At 42.3% G+C, this 20,758-nt stretch carries 12 protein-coding genes; 7 read left to right on the forward strand and 5 right to left on the reverse strand.

Annotation, left to right across the window (positions count from 1 at the left end; translation table 11 throughout):
• Positions 1-173: 173 nt before the first annotated feature.
• The 3 genes from HWQ42_RS05695 to HWQ42_RS05705 all read left to right on the forward strand — a co-directional run bounded on the left by HWQ42_RS05695 (position 174) and on the right by HWQ42_RS05705 (position 7,273).
• Positions 174-3,782: an ATP-binding protein gene (locus tag HWQ42_RS05695; protein WP_292810085.1), complete on the forward strand. Its 3,609-nt coding sequence runs from the start codon at positions 174-176 to the stop codon at positions 3,780-3,782.
• Positions 3,779-5,614, forward strand: a complete 1,836-nt coding sequence (locus HWQ42_RS05700; RefSeq protein ID WP_292810088.1) for an EAL domain-containing protein — start codon at positions 3,779-3,781, stop codon at positions 5,612-5,614. The genes HWQ42_RS05695 and HWQ42_RS05700 overlap by 4 nt, the downstream gene beginning before the upstream one ends.
• A gap of 267 nt (positions 5,615-5,881) precedes the next feature.
• The gene (locus HWQ42_RS05705; protein ID WP_292810090.1) at positions 5,882-7,273 is read left to right on the forward strand and encodes a response regulator; all 1,392 of its coding nucleotides are present in this window, start codon (positions 5,882-5,884) and stop codon (positions 7,271-7,273) included.
• A 22-nt stretch (positions 7,274-7,295) separates the two neighbouring features.
• Here HWQ42_RS05705 and HWQ42_RS05710 read toward each other — a convergent pair whose 3' ends face one another.
• Both HWQ42_RS05710 and HWQ42_RS05715 read right to left on the reverse strand, forming a co-directional pair.
• Positions 7,296-7,970 (reverse strand): response regulator transcription factor, encoded by a 675-nt coding sequence (locus HWQ42_RS05710; protein ID WP_292732243.1) that lies wholly within the window; start codon positions 7,968-7,970, stop codon positions 7,296-7,298.
• A 106-nt stretch (positions 7,971-8,076) separates the two neighbouring features.
• Positions 8,077-9,171, reverse strand: coding sequence for a HAMP domain-containing sensor histidine kinase (locus tag HWQ42_RS05715; protein ID WP_292810234.1), 1,095 nt, complete (start codon positions 9,169-9,171; stop codon positions 8,077-8,079).
• Positions 9,172-9,808: 637 nt separating this feature from the next.
• On the opposite strand from HWQ42_RS05715, the gene kdpA reads away from it, so the two are divergent.
• The 4 genes from kdpA (at position 9,809) to HWQ42_RS05735 (ending at position 16,177) form a co-directional block, all read left to right on the forward strand.
• Positions 9,809-11,494: a potassium-transporting ATPase subunit KdpA gene (gene kdpA / locus HWQ42_RS05720; RefSeq protein ID WP_292810092.1), complete on the forward strand. Its 1,686-nt coding sequence runs from the start codon at positions 9,809-9,811 to the stop codon at positions 11,492-11,494.
• Between the two features lie 403 nt (positions 11,495-11,897).
• Positions 11,898-14,003: a potassium-transporting ATPase subunit KdpB gene (gene kdpB, locus HWQ42_RS05725; RefSeq protein ID WP_292810094.1), complete on the forward strand. Its 2,106-nt coding sequence runs from the start codon at positions 11,898-11,900 to the stop codon at positions 14,001-14,003.
• Between the two features lie 338 nt (positions 14,004-14,341).
• Positions 14,342-14,944 carry a K(+)-transporting ATPase subunit C gene (gene kdpC, locus HWQ42_RS05730; RefSeq protein WP_292810096.1) on the forward strand — a complete coding sequence of 201 codons (603 nt, stop codon included), beginning with the start codon at positions 14,342-14,344 and terminating at the stop codon, positions 14,942-14,944.
• A 75-nt stretch (positions 14,945-15,019) separates the two neighbouring features.
• Positions 15,020-16,177 (forward strand): universal stress protein, encoded by a 1,158-nt coding sequence (locus tag HWQ42_RS05735; protein WP_292810098.1) that lies wholly within the window; start codon positions 15,020-15,022, stop codon positions 16,175-16,177.
• 104 nt (positions 16,178-16,281) lie between these two features.
• Here HWQ42_RS05735 and HWQ42_RS05740 read toward each other — a convergent pair whose 3' ends face one another.
• From HWQ42_RS05740 to HWQ42_RS05750, 3 genes are all read right to left on the reverse strand, one after another.
• A complete protein-coding gene (locus tag HWQ42_RS05740) occupies positions 16,282-17,697 on the reverse strand; it encodes a folate/biopterin family MFS transporter (protein ID WP_292810100.1) in 1,416 nt (471 codons plus the stop codon).
• A gap of 360 nt (positions 17,698-18,057) precedes the next feature.
• Positions 18,058-20,292 (reverse strand): glycoside hydrolase, encoded by a 2,235-nt coding sequence (locus HWQ42_RS05745; protein WP_292810102.1) that lies wholly within the window; start codon positions 20,290-20,292, stop codon positions 18,058-18,060.
• Positions 20,293-20,370: 78 nt separating this feature from the next.
• A complete protein-coding gene (locus HWQ42_RS05750; protein ID WP_012408256.1) occupies positions 20,371-20,601 on the reverse strand; it encodes a NifU family protein in 231 nt (76 codons plus the stop codon).
• Positions 20,602-20,758 lie beyond the last annotated feature (157 nt).

Consider the following 20,758-nt stretch of genomic DNA (forward strand, 5'->3'; position numbering starts at 1 on the left):
ATTAGGCATTGGAGGAATTCAGCCAGTCAAACAAGTATAAGCATTTTGTCTTGTTTTATACTAGAAATATAAAATTTTCATAAAAAGCAATATATGTCGTTGTTGTACTTGTATAAAATATAGCTGGCATAGCAAAATGCACTTAGTAGATGCTGGGGAAGAATAAAACTACAATGTTATCCAAACTTCAGCCCGTCAAATCATTTAATCGCTTAGTTGGCAAAGTTTATGGCAAGATGCCCCTGAAATATGTTCTGATTGTGCCCTTTATCTTGCAAATTTGTGGTGCAGTGGGACTTGTGGGCTATCTTTCCTATCAAAACGGCCAAAAAGCGGTAAGGGAGCTTGCTACTCAATTAGAAAATGAAATCTGCGATCGCATTGAACAGCATCTTGATAGCTATTTAACAACCCCGAAGCAAATTAATCAAATCAACTTAGATGCGATTGAGCTAGGTTTGCTTAACCTTTCGGACTTTCAAACCACCGGTAATTACTTTTGGAAACAAATGCAGGTTTTCAATGTTGGCTATAACAGCTTTGCCAATCCCAAAGGTGAATTTATCGGTGTTGAACGTCTAGATAATGGCCGGCTCTTAATTAATGAAGTTAGCGCCAAGCATGGTATAGGCAAACTCTATGTTTATCCTACAGACAAGCAAGGAAATCGCCGCCATTTACAAGAAGTCAAAAATTACGATCCTCGCGTAGAAGCTTGGTATACAGATCCAGTCAAGATAGGCAAACGAGTTTGGAGTCAAATTTATCAATGGGAAGATAAACCAGAAATTTTATCCATATCTTCCAGCTATCCGGTTTACGATAAAAATCGCAAATTCGTTGGGGTAATTAGTGTTGATTTATTGTTGTCACAAATCGGCAATTTTTTAGCTAAGTTAAAGGTCAAAGAGTCGGGTAAAACTTTTATTTTAGAACGTTCTGGGTTAATAGTGGCTTCTTCTACTAGCGAGCCACCATATACGATCGTTAATGGTAAAGGAAAACGTCTATCAGCATTAGATAGTCAAAATCATTTAATTAAACTCACAACACAGTCTTTGATCGAACGCTTTGGCAGTCTTAAGTTTGTTGGGGGGAAGCAACAGCTAAGTTTTAGTGCCGATGGAATGCGTTATTTTGTACAGGTAAAAAGCTGGAAGGACGAACTGGGTTTAGATTGGCTAATTGTGGCGGTGATTCCCGAAGGCGAATTTATGGAGCAAATTAATGCCAACACCCGCATCACTATTTTGCTGTGCATAATTGCTTTTTTAGTGGCTACAAGAATTGGGATTTTGACTGCTCGTTGGGTAATTAAGCCGATTTTACAATTAAACAGATCGGCGAAGAAAATTGCTCAAGGTGAATGGGAGAAAACACCAGATATTCAGCGTTCCGATGAACTGGGGGAACTAGCCAAATCATTTGAAACTATGGCAAAGCAACTCCAAGCATCCTTTAGTGCTTTAGAAGCAAAGAATGCCCAGATGCAAGTTTTAAATGAGGCGCTATCTCATAATCAGAGTCAGCTAACTCAATTTTTAGAAGCCATGCCAGTAGGTGTACTTATCATCGATGGTGAAGGTAAACCTTATTATACAAATCAGATTGGGCAGCAAATTCTCGGTCAAGGAATAATCGCCCAAGTTAACACCGAAGAATTGTCAGAGGTATATCAAGCTTACCTTGCCGGGACAGATCAACTTTACCCCAGCGATCGCCTGCCGATTTTAAGGGCATTACAAGGGCAAAGCACCAGGGTTGATGATATGGAAATTCGCCGTTGTGGCAAGATTACTCCCATTGAGATTTTAGGAAAGCCAATTTATGATGAATCAGGGAATCTTGCTTTTGCGATCGCCACATTTTTTGATATCACCCAACGCAAACAAACAGAAAAGTTATTAGCAGAATACAATCGCACCTTAGAGGCTCAAGTAAAAAAACGTACTGAAGAGTTCCAGCAAGTTATCGAGCAACTGCAAACCACCCAAGAAGAACTGATTCAATCGCAAAAAATTGCTGCACAGGAACAACAAGCAGCTGTTCGGGAAGCAGCGCGAAGTGCTGCCGCCAACCTCGCCAAAAGCGAATTCCTTGCTAACATGAGCCACGAACTGCGTACCCCACTCAATGCCATTCTTGGTTTCACCCAAGTCATGAGTCGAGATTATTCGCTATCTAGCGAACATCAAGAAAACTTGGCAATAATTAATCGTGCTGGCGAACATCTACTCAAATTAATTAACGACATTCTCGAAATGTCTAAAATCGAAGCTGGCAAAATCACATTAAATTGCAGCAGCTTTGACTTAATTCATTTGTTGAAAAACTTAGAAGAGATGTTGCACTTGCGTGCTGCATCTAAAAATTTAGAATTACTGTTTGAATATGCGTCAGATATTCCTAAATACATAGAAACGGACGAAAATAAACTGTGTCAAGTATTGCTCAACCTGTTGGGAAATGCTATCAAATTTACCGATCGAGGGAGGGTGACACTACGGGTGAGAGTGGGGACAGGAGAGCAAGGGAATAGGGGAGTAGGGGAGCAGGGGGAGCAAAATCTTTCTTATCCCTCTTTTCTTTTCTTTGAGATACAAGATACTGGCTGTGGTATTGCCCCACAAGAACTTGACTTGCTGTTTGAGGCTTTTGAACAAACCGAAATCGGTAGAAAATTCCAACAAGGGACAGGATTGGGTTTAGCGATTAGCCGTAAATACGTGCAACTGATGGGAGGAGATATTACTGTCACCACTACGCCTGGTGTCGGTAGTACATTTGCCTTTGATGTTCAGATTGCTCTAACTTGCCCTAGAGAAATCCCGATAAACCAAATTAAATCACAAATTAGAGCTTTAGCACCTAGTGAAAAAGTATACCGCATTTTAGTAGTTGACGATTCCAAAGAAAGCCGTATATTGCTAGTTAAAATTCTCACATCTCTCGGCTTTGAAGTTAATGAAGCTACAGATGGTAGTGAAGCGATCGCTAATTGGGAATCTTGGCAACCACACTTGATTTTTATGGATATGCGAATGCCAGTCATGGACGGTTACGAAGCCACAAGAATTATTAAAGCTAGAGAAATCGGACATGGGACAACCAATACGTCGAGGAGGTTCCCAAAATTGAAACAACTGGTGTCATCGGCGAGCCAATACCTTGCAGAAGAGTTAACAGGTTCAGGCGAGGGTGAGGCTCTCAAAGTTGTACGCCAAGAGTCTTCTACACCAGAAACAACTGGTGTCATAGAAAATGATCCTTCTGGTACGTCCACATTGCGATCGCGGATGCCAACAACTTTGCCTCCCCCTTATAACTTCTCTAGAACAATGCCAGATAGCTCCAATACAAATACAATCATTATTGCCCTAACTGCTAGCGCCTTTGAGGAAGAACGCCAGAAAATTTTGTCCATTGGCTGTGATGATTTTATTCGCAAGCCATTCAAACAGGAAGTATTATTGGAAAAACTGAGCAAGCATCTGGGTTTAAAATATACCAATCAAGTAGAAACCACAAACACAGTAGTTGTCAATCAAGCTAAACAGATTTTTGTAAGTGTTGCCGAACTCCTGGGCCATTTATCACAAATGTCACCTGAGTGGCTCCAACAGCTTCACTATGCCGCAGCCAGCTGTAGCGATGAACTGATTTTAGAGTTACTCAAGCAAATTCCATCAGATAATGCTCAAGTTTTTCAAGTTCTCAGGGATTTAGCAAATAACTACCAGTTTGAGAAAATCATGGAATTGACTACAACAAACTTAGAATGAATTACGAGCATTTAGACCCTAATAAAAAAGATATTTTGATCATTGATGATATGGCGGATAACCTGCGGGTTTTATCCTCCATATTGACAAGGGAAGGGTATAACGTTCGTAAAGCTTTGAACTGGCAAATGGCACTGACGGCAACTCAAACATTATTACCTGATTTGATTCTACTCGATATCATGATGCCAGAAGTAGATGGGTATGAAATTTGCCAGACCTTTAAAGCTTGGGAGCTAACAGCCGATATTCCAGTAATTTTTATTAGCGCTTTAGATGATGTTTTTGACAAAGTTAAAGCCTTTAAAGTCGGTGGTGTAGACTACATTACCAAACCTTTTGAGTTTCAAGAAGTTTTAGTGCGTGTGCAAAATCAACTGGCATTGAGATCGGCACGATTAGAAATATTGAAACTAAATGTTGAACTAGAACATCGGGTAAAACAGCGGACTGGAGAGCTAGAAAAAACTCTCCAAAAACTCCAGCAAGAAATCCATTCTCGCCAGAAATTGCAAAGTCAACTGCTAGATATAGCACTGCATGACTCCCTGACTGGATTATCAAACCGAGTTTTGTTTATTAGGCGACTAGAAAATGCTCTAAATCGGGCGAAACAAGAATCTAGTTATCAGTTTGCAGTACTTTTTTTGGACTGCGATCGCTTCAAAGTTGTCAATGATTCCCTTGGTCATCCGGTGGGAGATGAATTGCTGATAGCCATTGCTCAACGCTTACAAGCATGTATCATACCTGTTGATACTTTAGCACGATTGGGCGGTGACGAATTTGGAATTCTCTTAGAAAATATCACAGATATCAATATAGCAATCCAAGTTGCCGAAAGGATTTTGCAACAGTTATCACTAGCTTTTAAACTTTCCAGATATGAAGTATTTATGAATGCCAGTATTGGCATTAGTTGGGGCAATAAAGATTACGATCGCCCAGAGTATTTGCTGCGAGATGCTGATACGGCAATGTATCGGGCTAAGGCTCAAGGAAGGGCCAACTATCACGTTTTTAATCCAGCAATGCATCAGGAAGCTATTCAGCTTTTAGAGTTAGAAAATGACCTGCGGAGGGCTGTTGAAAGGCGAGAATTCCTCGTTTACTATCAGCCAATTATTTCCCTAGTTACAGGCAGAATTTCTGGATTTGAAGCCTTGGTGCGCTGGCAACATCCGATTCGTGGTTTGATTTCTCCCATAGACTTTATTCCTGTGGCCGAAGAAACGGGTTTAATTAATGCCATCAATACTTGGGTATTACAGTCAGCTTGTCATCAATTAAGCATCTGGCAACATTATCCAGTGACACCAGAACCTCTAACGATGAGTGTTAATTTGAGTGCAAGGTTATTTTTACAGCCGAATTTGGTAGAACAAATTGACCGAATAATTTATGAAAATAAAATCAATCCGGCATATTTAGAATTAGAAATTACCGAAAGTGTAATTATGGAAAATACCGATGCGATAAAAATAATTCTTGAACAACTAAAACAGCGAAAAATTAAGTTAATTATGGATGATTTTGGTACAGGATATTCCTCTTTAAGTTACCTGCACAGCTTTCCTTTAAATGCACTTAAAATTGATAAATCCTTCGTCAAACGAATGCAGGATAACAAAGAGAATATGGGGTTAGTACCAGCAATGATTGGCATTGCCAACTCAATGGGGATGAGTGCGATCGCTGAAGGTGTTGAAACAGAAGAACAGTTAGCACAATTGAGAAGTTTAAACTGTAATTTTGCTCAAGGATATTTATTTTCTCAACCCATAGAACAACAACTGGCTCTGAAGTTGCTCAACTCAGCACCTCAATGGTAGCTATCAAGTAACATCTTGGAAAAATTTCATTGTTGATCCTTGGCTAAATAGGACGGAGTGCTAGCTACTATAATCCTTACAGCAGTTGATCGGGTTGCTAAAGTTGATAACTGGCCAATAGCTTCGATAATCTGCAAAACTCTCCAGCCACGTGAGAGTTAAACTATAAATATAAGTATTTCGGTGAAATCGGTCAACAAATTTTAGGGTGATTTCAAACAAGGATTTACTATCCTCAATAATTATACGCATAACTTTTGATCAATAATGCATTTTAATCAAACTAACCATCAGAAAAGAAATATTTTGGTGGTCGATGATACTCCAGATAATTTGCGGCTTTTATCGGCGATGTTGACTGCACAAGGTTTTGAAGTTCGCAAAGCCTTAAACGGTAAAATGGCACTGACTGCATGTCAAATGGTTTTGCCCGATGTGATTTTGCTAGATATCAATATGCCTGGTATGGATGGCTACCAAGTTTGTCAACAACTGAAAGCTGACGATAAAACTTGTGAAGTCCCAGTAATTTTTATTAGCGCCCTGGATGATGTTGTAGATAAGGTAAAGGCATTTGATGTTGGTGGTGTAGATTATATTGCAAAACCTTTTCATGGGGCAGAAGTAGTATTGCGAATTGAAAATCAAATTAATTTACGTTTGCTGCAAGTAAAACTGCAAGAAAAAAACTTTTTACTCCAACAGGCTATTGACGACTTAAAAGCCTCTCAAGTTCAACAAATTCAGAATGAAAAGATGGTGGCGCTAGGACAGTTAGTAGCTGGGCTGGCTCATGAGATTAATAACCCGATCAGTTTTATTTATGGAAATCTCCAATATGCTGGTCAATATGTGGAAGACCTGGTAAATATAATTGAAGTCTATCAGCAGGAATATCCCAAACCCACAGCAAAAGTTCAGCAAATAGCCAAAAATGTAGACTTGAATTTTATTATTAAGGATCTACAAAGTCTGATAGGTGCAATGTATAGAGGCTCCGATCGCATTCGGGAAATTGTACTGGCGCTACAACATTTTTCTCGGCATGATGAAGCAGAGATGAAACGGGTAAATATCCATGAAGACATCGAAAATACTTTAGTAATGTTACAACATCGGCTTAGGGAAGCAGCCGATCGCCCGGCAATTGTTGTAGTGAAAGATTATGGTAACTTGCCCCTAGTCACTTGTTATGCGAGTGAACTAAATCAAGTATTTATGCATTTGTTGAATAATGCTATTGATGCCATAGAAGAGGGAGTGGGAAGTGGGGAGTGGGGAATGGGGAATGTGGAACTCTCTGAGGATCGGGGGCAATGGGGAGTGGGGAATCAATCTTCAACTCCCTACTCCCTACTGCCTACTCCCCAAATTCGGATTCATACAGAAGTGACAGACTTGAATCTAGTCAAAATAGCGATCGCTGATAATGGTCTTGGTATTGAAGAGTCGTTGCGATCGCGTTTATTTGACCCATTTTTTACCACAAAACCTGTGGGTAAAGGTAGTGGGCTAGGATTATCTATTAGTTATCAGATTATCGTCCAAAAACACCGAGGAAATATAAGCTGTAACTCATCTGTGGGCAAAGGAGCAGAGTTTGTGATCGAAATTCCTATAGAGCAACCTAATATCTCATCGCAATTTTCAAAATCTTAAAAGAATTTCTTTCCCGATAAATCTAATTAATCAACAATTCTGGTGCTACCAATCCTTTTTGGATAGCTAAGACTGCGGCTTGAGTGCGATCGCGTACTTCTAATTTCTGTAAAATAGCATGGACATGAACCCGCACTGTACCAGGGGCAATGTAGAGAATTTCAGCAATTTCTTGATTACTTTTGCCAGCTGCTACCAGTGCCAAAATTTCTTGCTCCCGCTTCGTTAAAGGATTTTCTAAAGATTCCTCAGTTTTTGCAGACTGCACCGCCATCGAATTCCCCTCAAAAGCGGCTCTAATTTCAGTTGTTGCCGTTTGATCCCACCAAGAAGCGCCCGCAGCAACCGATCGCACTGCTAATATCAAAGACTCAGCCGGAATACCTTTAAGGCAGTAACCTTGCGCCCCGGCGGCAATTAACCGTGAAATCAGGGGTTTTTCAGAACGAGACGTTAAAACAAGAATTGGTAAATTTGGGTGCTTCTGCTTGATTTGGCGACAAGCCTCAATCCCGCCAATTCCCGGTAAACCTATATCCAGCAAGACCAAATCCAGAGGATAGCGATTGGCGAATTCTACAGCTTGTTCCCCATCTTCCGCTTCTGCAACAATCTCCAAACTGGTTTCTTGTTGCAACCGCATTCGCAAACCAAGCCGAAATAATTCATCATCTTCAACTAGTAAGATTTTTGTCATTTGTCATTGGTCATTGGTCATTGGTCATTTGTCATTTGTCATTTGTCAGGAATATTATTTTCTCCTGCTTCCTCTGCTTTCCCTGCTTCCCCTGCTCCCCCACTCCTCATCTCCCCGGTGGTGGACAAGCCGGGAGTCGGAAACCAAACACTGCCCCGCGTGGTGAGCGATTCTCTGCCCAAATTGTACCCCCATGAGCAGTAATAATTTGCCTGGTCAAATAAAGTCCTAGTCCAGAGCCGGAGACGTGGCGATCGCTATTTCCTTGATAAAATCTCTCAAATAAGTGAGGTAACTCTTTTTCGGTAATGCCGGAACCAGTATCGAGTATTTTTACCACTTGGTCGCTAGAATAGCCTTCAAATACTACTTCCACTTTACCGCCACGAGGGGTATGGTTAATGCCATTACTCAGGAGATTGCTGAAAACTCGCCCAAGTTGCAAAGAATCGCCGTTTACCCAAAGAAAGCTCCGAAAATCTGATTCACCATAGTGCAGAGAAATATAAACCTGTCGTGTTTTCGCTAGTTCAGTCAGTGTCGCAACGATCTCCTCCGCCACTGTCACCAAGTTAACTGGTGATATCTGTAGTTTCAGTCCTTCGGCATCATTGCGGTACACATCTAAAAGTGTTTGGACTAATTGCAATGTACTCTGATGACTACGAGCCATTGTTTGTAAGACTTTTGCTTGCATAGGCGTGATTTCACCAAATTGCTCATTTTGAAAATATTTCAGCGTTTCAATTGCTCCTAATAGGGGTGTTTTCAAATCATGCGTTAGGGTAGAAACAAAATCTTCACGCATGGTAGCTAGTTGTTCTTGGGAACGTAATTGTGCTTGCGTAAAAGCGATCGCTTCTTCATTGCGGTGGTTGCGGTAACTTAACCAACCCGTTACCATCAACGCCAATACTGCAATCAACCTATTTGCCAACGTTGGAGAATTAATCATTTCTCCTCCGGGAACAAACAAATTCAACAATGTTAATCCTGTAGCTGCAAGAGTGATCCCCAAAACTGCTCCCCGATTCAATCGAGATGCTAACAAAATCGTTCCTGTGTAGAGGTAGCCAAATACGTACTCAGGGGGTGTTAAATATTCTAGTATTATCACGATCGCAAAGACGATCGTTATTAACCCATACGTTCTTCCACGCTCATTTATAGCTTCTCTCATAGCCAATAATCGACTTAACATCGTCATTTATGATTTACTAAAAAATTGTGATTATCCAATCTGTATAACTATTTAATTTACCAATTACGATCTATCTGCAATCTATATCTGCAAATGCCAACTTAAGAATTAACCCGAAAATTACGATTCCACAAGACTGGAGAGTGCAAACTGGGTATTTGCTACAAGAAGCGGCGTCTCTACCACTATCTTCCTAAACCCTAATCCCATTAAAAAATACTTTATGATATTTATATTCTTTGAAACTAGCAAACTTGGAAAATGTATTGTATAAACAAATAATCCTAAGTAGTGAGATAGATGAATTAATAGTCAAAATTAAATATTCTTAACAAAAACTTTAATAAGTATCTGGAAAATAGTCACAACAGAAAATATTCAGGAGTTCTGTTAGCGGTAGCGGGACGTTTAGCCTCTACTGAACAAAAAGTAATGAGTAAGAATTAATACTTATGAATTTTCCTACTTTCAGCCGAGGCACTTATTACTCGGAATTAATTTGATGCTGAGTGCGATTATTGCGTTTTGTACTCAGTATTGTTTAAGGAAATCCCTTGAAATCAAATACTCCTACAGTTAATCTATTATTTCTAAGAATTGGCTTGCTACCACTGAAATTTAATTTAGCGCAAAATATATGGGACAAGGTTTTTTGCAAATTGGCTTAACGCTGTGTATTGTCATAGCAATCACTCCATTATTCGGAAAATACATAGCGCGTGTCTTTTTGGGAGAAAGAACACTGCTTGATTTTTTAATGAACCCCATAGAGCGAAGTATGTTCGTACTTGCGGGTGTTCGGAGAAAAGATGATATGACAGGTTGGCAGTATATTCGAGCCGTACTCTGTTGTAACTTGATTATGGCTATTTCAGTGTATTTTCTGATTTATTTTCAGAGACTATTACCCTGGAATCCAAACGGCTTCGGTGCTATCCGTTGGGATGTATTGCTGCACACAACGATTTCATTTGTAACGAATACCGACCAACAACACTATGTAGGTGAGACAACCTTAAGCTATTTTAGTCAGGTAGCGGCTTTAGGCTTTTTGATGTTCACCTCCGCAGCCACCGGTTTAGCCGTGGGAATTGCCTTTATTCGCGGCTTGACGGGTAGAAAACTGGGAAACTTTTACGTCGATCTCGTCCGTGGAATTACGCGAATCTTGCTGCCGATTTCGATTATTGGCGCGATCGCTTTGCTGGTAACAGGTGTACCACAAACCTTGGCTGGGACTATGGATATACAAACCTTAGAAGGCGGGACGCAATATCTGGCGAGAGGCCCGGTGGCATCCTTTGAAATGATCAAACTTTTGGGCGAGAACGGCGGTGGCTTTTTTGGCGTAAACTCAGCACATCCCTTTGAAAATCCCAATGGCGCTTCTAATTTGATAGAAATGCTCGCCATGATTTCTATACCCGCAGCCTTGATTTATACCTACGGTATATTTGCCAACAATATCAAACAAGCTTGGCTACTTTTTTGGATGGTGTTTGTGATTTTTGTCGTTCTGGTGGGAGTGACAGCCGTGGGAGAACTGCAAGGTAATCCCCTAGTTAATACCGCCTTTGGATTAGAACAGCCCAATTTAGAGGGCAAAGAAGTTCGATTTGGTTGGGCACAAACAGCATTTTGGGCAGTAATGACTACTGCTACTATGTCTGGTGCTGTGAATGGGATGCACGATTCTCTGATGCCGCAAGGAATATTTTCGACTCTCTTCAACTTATTTATCCAGGTTATCTGGGGTGGTCAGGGAACTGGAACAGCTTACTTATTTATTTACTTAATTCTCACAGTCTTTCTAACTGGACTAATGGTAGGACGTACCCCAGAGTTTTTAGGACGCAAAATTGAAAAGCGGGAAATCGTTCTCGCTAGCGTAGTGCTGTTGATTCACCCAATTCTAGTTTTGATCCCCAGTGCGATCGCTTTGGCTTATCCCATCTCCCTATCTGGAATTAGCAACGCTGGCTATCACGGTATTTCTCAAGTAGTTTATGAATATGCCTCAGCAGCAGCAAATAATGGTTCGGGTTTAGAGGGCTTGGGGGATAACACCTTGTGGTGGAACTTGAGTACTTTAGTTAGCCTAATCGGAGGACGCTACATTCCGATGATTGCCATCCTGCTGCTAGCTGACGGGATGTCTCGCAAACAACCAGTACAAGAAACCCCTGCAACCCTGAGAACTGATTCTCTGGTATTCACTGGGATCACGGCTGGAGTGACGCTGGTTTTAGGAGTATTAACTTTCTTTCCCGTTCTGGCTTTAGGCCCCATAGCTGAGGGTTTGAAACTAGCATCTGGCAGTTAGAAAAGTTATGAGTTATAAGTTTGAAATTAAGAAAGTATCAAAAAGTAATTCAGGAGGCAGGAGGCAGGAGTAACCCAGACTTAAAAGTGTGAGATTCAAGCAAGAAAGGTTTATATAGCTGTAGTTAGATATGTTAGGACAGTGTTGATTGCTCAACGCCCTGCTAACGGCACTCAGCTATATCTTGCACTACGCGTCTCGTACCAGTATCTTATTTTTAACTGGGTAATTACTCAGAACTAAAGTTTTAATTCTTACTTCTTTCCTCCTGGCTCCTGCCGTTATTTTATAAATTATCCGGTTTCGTAGGATGCGTTAGTAACGCATCCTACAGGTTGGATATTTTTTTATTAGAAGTTCCTATAACTCCTAACTCCTAACTTCTCGCTCCTAAACTTTATTTATGAATCCAGTGGCAACTAACTTCAAAGCTAGACGCCCAAGTTCTCGTTCTGGCGATCGCCGCCAAAAACGTAAAAAGACTAGGGCAAATAATAAGTGGCTGTACTTAAGAGCAATTAGAGATGCTTTTGTCAAGCTCAACCCTAAGTATGCAATCAAAAATCCAGTAATTTTTGTGGTTTGGGTAGGGACAATCATCATCCTATTGCTAACGATCGATCCCAACCTATTTGGCCCAACCCTTCAAAAGAACCCGCAAGTTTTCAATGTCTTGTTGTCGGGGATTTTATTTTTTACAGTTTGGTTTGCCAATTTTGCCGAAGCAGTGGCAGAAGGGCGAGGTAAAGCCCAAGCCGATGCCTTGCGATTAACAAAGTTAGAGGCGATCGCTAAAAAACTTGCTGCCGATGGCACACTTAGTGAAGTTTCATCCACCAGCCTCAAACAGGGCGATACCATCTACGTCGTTGCTGGGGATATCATCCCCGCCGATGGTGAAGTAATCATGGGTGTTGCCTCAATGGATGAATCGGCAATTACTGGGGAATCCGCACCAGTATTAAAAGAATCAGGCTCTGACGTTGCTAGTTCCGTCACTGGTGGAACGCGGATTATCTCAGATGAACTAATTATCTGTATTACTACTGACCCAGGCAAAGGCTTTATTGACCGCATGATTAAGTTGTTAGAAGGGGCAGAACGCAGCAAAACACCCAATGAAATTGCCATCACAGTATTGTTGGCAGTTCTCAGCTTAGTGTTTTTGTTAGTTGTAGTCACCTTGCCTGCACTTGCTTACTATGTCAACAGTCCAGTCAGCGTCCCAACTTTAATTGCCTTATTAGTAGCATTAATTCCTACCACCATTGGCGGGTTACTAAGTACCATCGGTATTGCTGGTATGGATCGAGTTGCCCAATTTAACCTCATTGCCACATCAGGACGAGCAGTCGAAGCCTGTGGTGATATCAACACTTTACTTCTCGACAAAACAGGTACAATTACCCTTGGCAACCGTCTAGCGGAAGAGTTTATTCCCCTCAACGGTCATTCAATGTCAGAAATTGCGAATGTTGCTTGGGCAGCTAGTGTCTTTGACAATACACCAGAAGGAAAATCCATTGTCCGACTGGCAGAAAAGTTGGGCGCACGGTTTGATTTTGACTCTAGTCAAGCAGAAGGAGTCAGTTTTTCGGCCAAAACCCGGATGAGTGGCACAAACTTACCTGGTGGGTATGAGGCTAGAAAGGGAGCAGTAGAAGCTATTAAAGGATTTGTCCGTTCTCGCAATGGACGCGATATACCAGAATTGGATGCTGTCTACGAACGAGTTTCTCGCTTGGGAGGCACACCCCTAGCAGTTAGCTTAGATAACGAAATCTATGGAATTATTTATCTCAAAGATATAGTTAAACCTGGTATCCGCGATCGCTTTGAGCAACTGCGAAGGATGGGAGTGCGTACCATCATGCTAACTGGAGACAACCGAATTACCGCTTCTGTCATTGCCAAAGAAGCTGGGGTTGATGACTTCATTGCCGAAGCCACACCAGAAGACAAAATCAGTATCATTCAGCAGGAACAAGCAGCAGGTAAACTGGTCGCCATGACGGGAGATGGAACTAACGATGCTCCCGCATTAGCTCAAGCTAACGTCGGCGTGGCGATGAATACAGGAACGCAAGCCGCAAAAGAAGCCGCTAACATGATCGATTTGGACTCCGATCCCACAAAGCTGCTCGATATCATTGGTATTGGTAAACAATTGTTGATTACTCGCGGGGCATTGACGACATTTTCCATCGCTAATGATATTGCTAAATACTTTGCAATTATCCCAGTGATATTTGTCGCTGCTAACCTGCAAAGCCTGAATATTATGAATTTGACTAGCCCTAAATCTGCTGTACTCTCAGCGTTGATTTATAATGCTTTGATTATTCCCGCTTTGATTCCCTTGGCATTAAAGGGTGTGAGGTTTAGACCGCTGACAGCTAATCAGTTACTCCAACGCAATATCTTAATTTACGGTCTAGGCGGGGTGATTGCGCCGTTTATTGCAATTAAGTTGATCGATGTACTAATTACACTTGTGGGCTTGGCTTAAGGATAGCAAAAGTAGAGACGCTAGGAAACGATCGCATCTTGACCAAAGTAAAATAATAAACATTTTTACTTTTACCTGTTGACAGGGGGGACAAGAAGAATATGAATAAATATCGTTTTCATTCAGCACTGCTTTGACGATATCCTTTGTTTAGTCGCAATGGCATAAACAACATCTACCACTCGCTATTTTTATCCTGCTGTGCTTGAATGTGGTAACTGCCCCAGTTGTTGTTTATGCTGTTGCTAACAGTATCTTATAAACTCCTGTTAGGGGGGCAAAAAAATTAAAAATTAAAAATTAAAAATGAAATTTTAGGCGCAATTGGAAAACTTTTTATGGCTATTATTCGAGAAACCATCAGAGCAATTTTTATAACTCTAATGCTTTGGTTGTTGACTGCAATCATCTATCCGCTGGGAATTCTTGTAGTGGGTCAAGTTTTTTTGCCCTATCAAGCTAATGGCAGCATCATGCGGAATCTAAGTAATGAACCAATTGGTTCAGCTTTGATTGGTCAGGTGTTCACATCTGAGCGATATTTCCATCCTCGTCCTAGTACTGTTAGATATAGCCAAGGCAAAAAAGCCAAGCCAACTGGCATATCTGGTGCTAGCAATCTCGCTGCAAGCAATCCAGAACTACTTAAGCGGATTTTAGAACAGGCAGATAAATTGCGAGAGGAAAATCTTCAACCCATAGCCGATATAATTTATACCTCTGGTTCTGGTTTAGATCCGCATATTTCCTTTAAAGCAGCACGGCAGCAATTGACGCGGGTTGCTGGTGCGCGAGGAGTAAAAGAAGATGAGATTTTACGTTTAATTAATAAGTATACTGATGACAGATTTTTATGGATTTTTGGCGAACCGGGAGTCAATGTTCTCCGATTGAATTATGCTCTTGACTTGCAAGATATTAATCGTCAGCAAAATCAGTAAATGGGCATGGGGCATTGGGCATTGGGCATTGGGCATTGGTAATGATGGTTTTGCCATGCAATAGGAGTGCTATAAATGTCAGATAAGACTAATACTGGTTCGGCTGGGAATGCGCCTTTAAATTCTGCAAGTTACTCGCTTTATCCGGCACGACGGCGGGGTAAGCATAAAATCTTTATTGGTATGGCTCCTGGAGTAGGCAAAACCTATCGGATGCTGGAAGAGGGACACGCATTCAAACAGGAAGGAATTGATGTGGTCGTTGGGCTTTTGGAAACCCACGGACGCAAGGAGACAGCTGAAAAGGCAGAGGGACTGGAGATTATACCCCGTAAGAAATATCCTCGCGGTGAGATGACGCTGACGGATATGGATACAGATGCTATTTTAAAGCGATCGCCCCAATTAGTCTTAATCGATGAACTTGCCCATACCAATGTCCCTGGTTCTCCACGCGAAAAGCGCTACGAAGATGTAGAAGTAGTTTTGGCCACCGGGATTGATGTCTACTCCACAATGAATGTGCAACATTTGGAAAGTCTCAACGATCTAGTAGCTAGAATTACAGGTGTGATAGTCCGTGAGCGGGTTCCTGACAGGATTATGGATGAAGCAGATGAAATAGTGGTAGTGGATGTCACACCAGAAACGCTGCAAGAACGGTTATTAGAAGGCAAGATTTACGCACAGCAAAAAATCCAACAATCCCTCGATAATTTTTTCCAACGCCGCAACCTGATTGCTTTACGGGAGTTGGCTTTGCGGGAAGTGGCAGACAACGTGGAAGGAAATGCGATCGCCTCTACTCCTAACGGACAATTTTGTAATATTCACGAGCGGGTTTTGGTATGTGTATCTACTTATCCCAACTCAGTGCAATTGTTACGTCGGGGTGCGAGGTTGGCTAACTATATGAACGCGCCGCTTTATACCTTGTTCGTTGCCGATCCAGAACGCTTTCTCACCAAAGAGGAAAGCTTACACATCCACACTTGTGAGAAACTTTGTAAAGAATTTGAAGGTACTTTTCTTCGTGTTACCAACAGTAACATCGCCAATGCGATCGCTGAAGTCGCCGAGAAACATCGGATCACCCAAATTGTAATTGGAGAAAGTCAGCGATCGCGCTGGCAAATGCTCCTCAAAGGATCTTTGACACAAAAATTGGTACGCTTGCTCAAAAACATCGATTTGCATATTATTGCCAGCGAAAAAATGGTTTCATCCAAATAGGGCAGGGGGGCAGAGGGGCAGAGCGAAAGAAGTGAAACTCTTTATGTGCAATGTTATGAGTCCTGCACTTTTTACTTCATTTACTTGAAAACTGCTGTATAACACTATTCTAGTATTTCCGACTTTGGTTCTCTCAATATCAACTCAGGCATCAAATCAGTGGAAAATGCTTGTTCCTCATTTTTGAATGTCTCAGTTTCCTCTTCAGCAGCAGGTAGCCATTTGATAAATGGTAGGGGTAACAGCGTGCTGAGGTTAGTAATTAACACCAAAATCCAAAGTGACTCAAAGTTTGTTGCGGTGATCCCCAGCCAATATGTGATTAATGCCCCGAATGCATGGGAAACCGTTCCGGCTGAATTATAGACTGACATTAACAAGGCAAATAATGTTGCTTCCACACCAGAAGGACAAAGCCTTGCTGCTAGAACCATCACTTGCATAAAGGCAATTTTCCCCATCACAGTCAGAATCAGGCTATCACCCAAACTAAACCAGTGGTCATCTATACCCAATAGCCTGTTTGTGTGAGTCACCAACAACAGCATCGTCATCCCCAAAATTGACGAAAGGACAGTACTCCAAGCAAAAATCACGCGAAAAGGGATGCTTTTGAGGAAACGTTGAAAAATCCAAACACCTGCCAAAGAAGCAAAACTTCCCACCAAGTTTACTCGCCCCAAAAATTCTGGTTCAAAGTGGAGTTCGTTGGTAGCGAAGTAGAAAAAGGCTGAGTCAGCATTTGGGGTAGCTTGCCAGATGAAGATAAATGCCGTTGGTAACCAAATTGCTTTTTGGCTAATGGCTTGGCGTAGCTGCTCCAGTTGATGTTTGATGGGTAAAGGGTTGGTCTGATTAGTATCTTGAGCATCTTTGCTAACGGGGGACTCAGCAATTAACCAAGCCACCCCTGAAACGATCAGCGGAAATAAAGCGGTAATCCCAAAGACTGTACGGGTAGTAAAGTATTGGAGTAGTAGACCGCTACAGTAGGCTGTTATTAAACCTCCGATCGCAGAAGCACCCCAGCACAGAGATTGTAGTGAACCGGCTTTTGCTTGGGATTCGTCTCTGGCTCGTTCTACAACCAGCGAGTCAACGATGACATCACTCATGGCGACACTAAGAGAACCTAGAGCGATCGCTAAGGTAGCTGCCCAGCTAGTATGAACTATTGTAGCCAGACTTATCCAAGAAGCAGTTCCCAGTATCCCGGATAAAATCAAGTAAGGACGGCGACGATAGCCAAATATAGGCAAGCCATCAGAGATAAAACCAAACACCGGCTTGATCATCCAAGGTAGGAAGACAATTCCCAATAGCGCCGATACCTGGACTGGACTCAGCAGCAGTTCATCTTTGAGAAAAAAGCTAACGGCTAGACGCGATAGCCCTAAAATTCCTTGGACAAAGTAAACGGTGAGAATTGCAATTAACTCTGCATTAGGTTCATTACCCAAGAAGATTTTTTGTGTTAATGAGTCTTTGACCTTGGACAAGCCAGATGATTGATCTACCATTCGATAAATATTTTTTAAATTTTATTTACTTGTCTATCATATCGATTCTTAAGAAGTGAGTTTTTTCTAACGTATGGTAATGGTATCACTGGTGTTTTTCTCAAATCCATTTATGCTTGTACTTGGGAAGGGTTTTTACTGAAGCCTGAAGCATTTATTTTTGCATTTACTCTCAAATCTGCATTTATCGAATGAGCAAAATATAATGCTTTAATTTCATTCAGTATCTGAGTTAGTTTAAGTGGCGGTTGCCGTCACGCGACCGCACACTTTGTCGTGAGCGATCGCACGACTCCACCGGAAGCTATTGGAGGTTAATAGGTATTTAATGAAATGGTATAACACCAAGAATATTGAGTGTTAAGGCACCTCAATGGGAATCAAAGCATTTTCTGGCAAGTAATTGGAAAAACGCCCTTCATCTGCAAGCACCAAAATCAGTCGCAGAGGATAATCTGGCGGAACTTGCAAGTCTGCCCACGGTACTGCTAACTCTAAACAATTATTTAAAGCTACTTGAGCGCGACTGAAACGGGGATGCCATTGATAATTGTCTCCAGCTTCCCGAAACTGAATCGATTGCGTCAGCAAGTTAACTTCTAAAAGATGGTGGAAATGGTAATTAAGTGGGGCTGCATCTGGTACATCTGCCAAGGGAATTGGGCTGTTAACCATTGTTTTTTCTGGATAGAACCACAGCAAATTCAACTCTGCTGGCAAATCTTGTCCTGGTGCGGCGCCACTTTTAAAGTCCAGCCGCAAATAGAAATTTAAGTGATCCACCCCGTACCAAAGCCGCTGGATGACGCTGCTATTGTGCATTGTCCCCCGCGCCCCGCCGATTTCTATGCGTCCAGCTTTGTCCCAATCTTGCTCATCACCCTTACCATCAATGACGGGGTGAATAAACCCTTGTGGAGCGTGGTTAGCCTGTGCTTCGTGGATTTCCACTGGTTGCTTGAGATAGGGCGGTACAGGTTCATTTAATGCCTTGTAAATGCCAAACAGATGTTCTCGAAACAACCGATCAAAGATCGCATCCTGATTTGAGGAGTGTCCTGCACCAAACCACCAAAACCAGTCGGAACCCTCTGCGGCATACAATGCTTCCCACGCTTCGGGGTTGTTTTCTTCCGTCGCTTCGGGATGACTTGCAAGCATTTCCCTTGCTGCTGTCAAATAATCCCAAGCACGATTTTTGGCGGGATCGCCGATCCAAGTGGTGAAACTGCCATCTACCCAAGAACCACTATGTAGCTGCCCTCCGGGGATGGTGGCTGTAGCTGGAAATTCTTCCAGAAACTCGGAGACAGTGACGAGTTTCAGGTGGGGTTCATCGCTCAAACTTTGATATAAAGCTTCTAAGAAAGGTTTACCATCTTGGGGATAAAATTCCCAGCAATTCTCCCCATCTAAGGCGATAGTAACTAGCCAAGGTTGTTCACTATGACTATCTCTTTGCATTTTAGCGATTGCTTGCAAATGTCCCACTAAATCTGCTGCTGCCTTTTTTGCTGGCATTGCACTATAAGTAAAACCAATCAAGTCTGATAATCTGTGGTCACGAAACACAATTGACAAGTCGCCCTCGGCGGTTTGCAGGCGATAGGGACGGTACAACAATTCTGGTTGCTCCACATTCCCCGCCCCATCCCGATGAAAAAGGTGTTTCAGCGTCCATCCTAAGACGGCTTCATCTGAGCATATCCACTTAAAACCTTGGTTAATAATATGCGGAAGTACCGCCGGACTTACCGACTGTTCCGAAGGCCACAAACCACGAGGTATCTGTCCAAAGCGGTCTTTATAAAAGTCCCAAGCTTTCCGCAAGTGGCGGGGAATATCTTCTTCCCACTGAAATCGCTGTTTGGGTAGTGTCATATTGGGCACAGCTACCCGACCGGAGTTAGTATCAGCTAGCAAGGGTAAAATTGGGTGGGTGTAAGGCGTGGTCGTAACTTCTAGCTGCCCCGCCTCCTGCATTTTCCGATGTTGGGGGATAATCTGGCTGAGGATTTCCCGCTGTTTGGAATAAATGCGCTGGCGATCGCTTAAAGTAAAATTCCGTCCCTGTTTTAACCAAGCAGCAATTTCTGGGTCATCCCAAAACAGCGGATCGATCCAAGCCAAATTGTGCCAAGCTAGCAAATCACTATAATCTGGCAATTCCCAATTTGCTAAACACCAAGCTTGCCCTTTTTCCTGCCTTTGCTGGTACAACTCGGCATAGCGGGGATGTGGATCGATCAAGGTATGGTGATTGGCATCGAAAAAGTGTTGGATAATAAATTCCCGCTGTTGCTGGGTAAGTTGCTCATCCGGTGTCAAGCTGGCTGTGAGGTAAGGGTCAAAAGCAGTACCAGCAATATAATCTTCGAGTTGCAATATCAGCGATGGAACTAAATTCACCGTTTGGTGTAACTTAGGATACCGCTCTAAGAGCAATACCAAATCCAAATAATCTTTAGTACCATGCAAACGTACCCAAGGGAGACGGTACTGCTGACTCGGAGATAGCGAAACGCCGCTGCCAGGAGATTTGTACAGCGGCTGATGTTGATGCCAGATAAAAGCAATGTAGAGAGGATGAGACATAGAAATAGTTAGGAGTTAAGAATAAGGAGTTAGGAGTTAATTGAAAACTCATAACTCCTAACTCCTAACTCCTAACTTTTACACCACTTGCTCAATTTCTGCAATTTCGGGAATCATTTCCTTAAGGCGGCGCTCAATACCCATTCTCAAGGTCATTGCCGAACTGGGACAAGAACCACAAGCACCTTGCAGCCGCAGTTTTACAACGGGCCCATCAAGTTCTACGAGTTCCACGTTGCCGCCATCAGACATAAGATAAGGGCGCATTTCATCTAAAACTGTTTCAACGTTGTCAATTGTGAGTTCCATAGTTTAGACCTGCTAAGTTAGGGATGGGCATAGGAAATGGGGGAGGCAGTGCGGTGAGGCAGCCCCCGTCTTGGCGGTTTCCGTCGATGGGGGACTGCCGAACCCGAAGGGTCTTGGGGTTTCCCCAAGTGGAGCAACTGCCGTTATGGGGCATTGA

This window comes from Nostoc sp. JL23, assembly GCF_017115065.1.
Taxonomy (GTDB): Bacteria; Cyanobacteriota; Cyanobacteriia; order Cyanobacteriales; family Nostocaceae; genus Nostoc; species Nostoc punctiforme_A.

Bases quoted from the DNA above. Each gene is read 5' to 3' on its own strand.
- HWQ42_RS05710 (WP_292732243.1), bottom strand. From the start codon at position 7,970: ATGACAAAAATCTTACTAGTTGAAGATGATGAATTATTTCGGCTTGGT.
- kdpC (WP_292810096.1), top strand. From the start codon at position 14,342: ATGGCTATTATTCGAGAAACCATCAGAGCAATTTTTATAACTCTAATG.
- HWQ42_RS05735 (WP_292810098.1), top strand. From the start codon at position 15,020: ATGTCAGATAAGACTAATACTGGTTCGGCTGGGAATGCGCCTTTAAAT.
- HWQ42_RS05750 (WP_012408256.1), bottom strand. From the start codon at position 20,601: ATGGAACTCACAATTGACAACGTTGAAACAGTTTTAGATGAAATGCGC.
- HWQ42_RS05715 (WP_292810234.1), bottom strand. From the start codon at position 9,171: ATGTTAAGTCGATTATTGGCTATGAGAGAAGCTATAAATGAGCGTGGA.
- HWQ42_RS05745 (WP_292810102.1), bottom strand. From the start codon at position 20,292: ATGTCTCATCCTCTCTACATTGCTTTTATCTGGCATCAACATCAGCCG.
- HWQ42_RS05740 (WP_292810100.1), bottom strand. From the start codon at position 17,697: ATGGTAGATCAATCATCTGGCTTGTCCAAGGTCAAAGACTCATTAACA.
- kdpB (WP_292810094.1), top strand. From the start codon at position 11,898: ATGAATCCAGTGGCAACTAACTTCAAAGCTAGACGCCCAAGTTCTCGT.
- kdpA (WP_292810092.1), top strand. From the start codon at position 9,809: ATGGGACAAGGTTTTTTGCAAATTGGCTTAACGCTGTGTATTGTCATA.
- HWQ42_RS05705 (WP_292810090.1), top strand. From the start codon at position 5,882: ATGCATTTTAATCAAACTAACCATCAGAAAAGAAATATTTTGGTGGTC.
- HWQ42_RS05695 (WP_292810085.1), top strand. From the start codon at position 174: ATGTTATCCAAACTTCAGCCCGTCAAATCATTTAATCGCTTAGTTGGC.
- HWQ42_RS05700 (WP_292810088.1), top strand. From the start codon at position 3,779: ATGAATTACGAGCATTTAGACCCTAATAAAAAAGATATTTTGATCATT.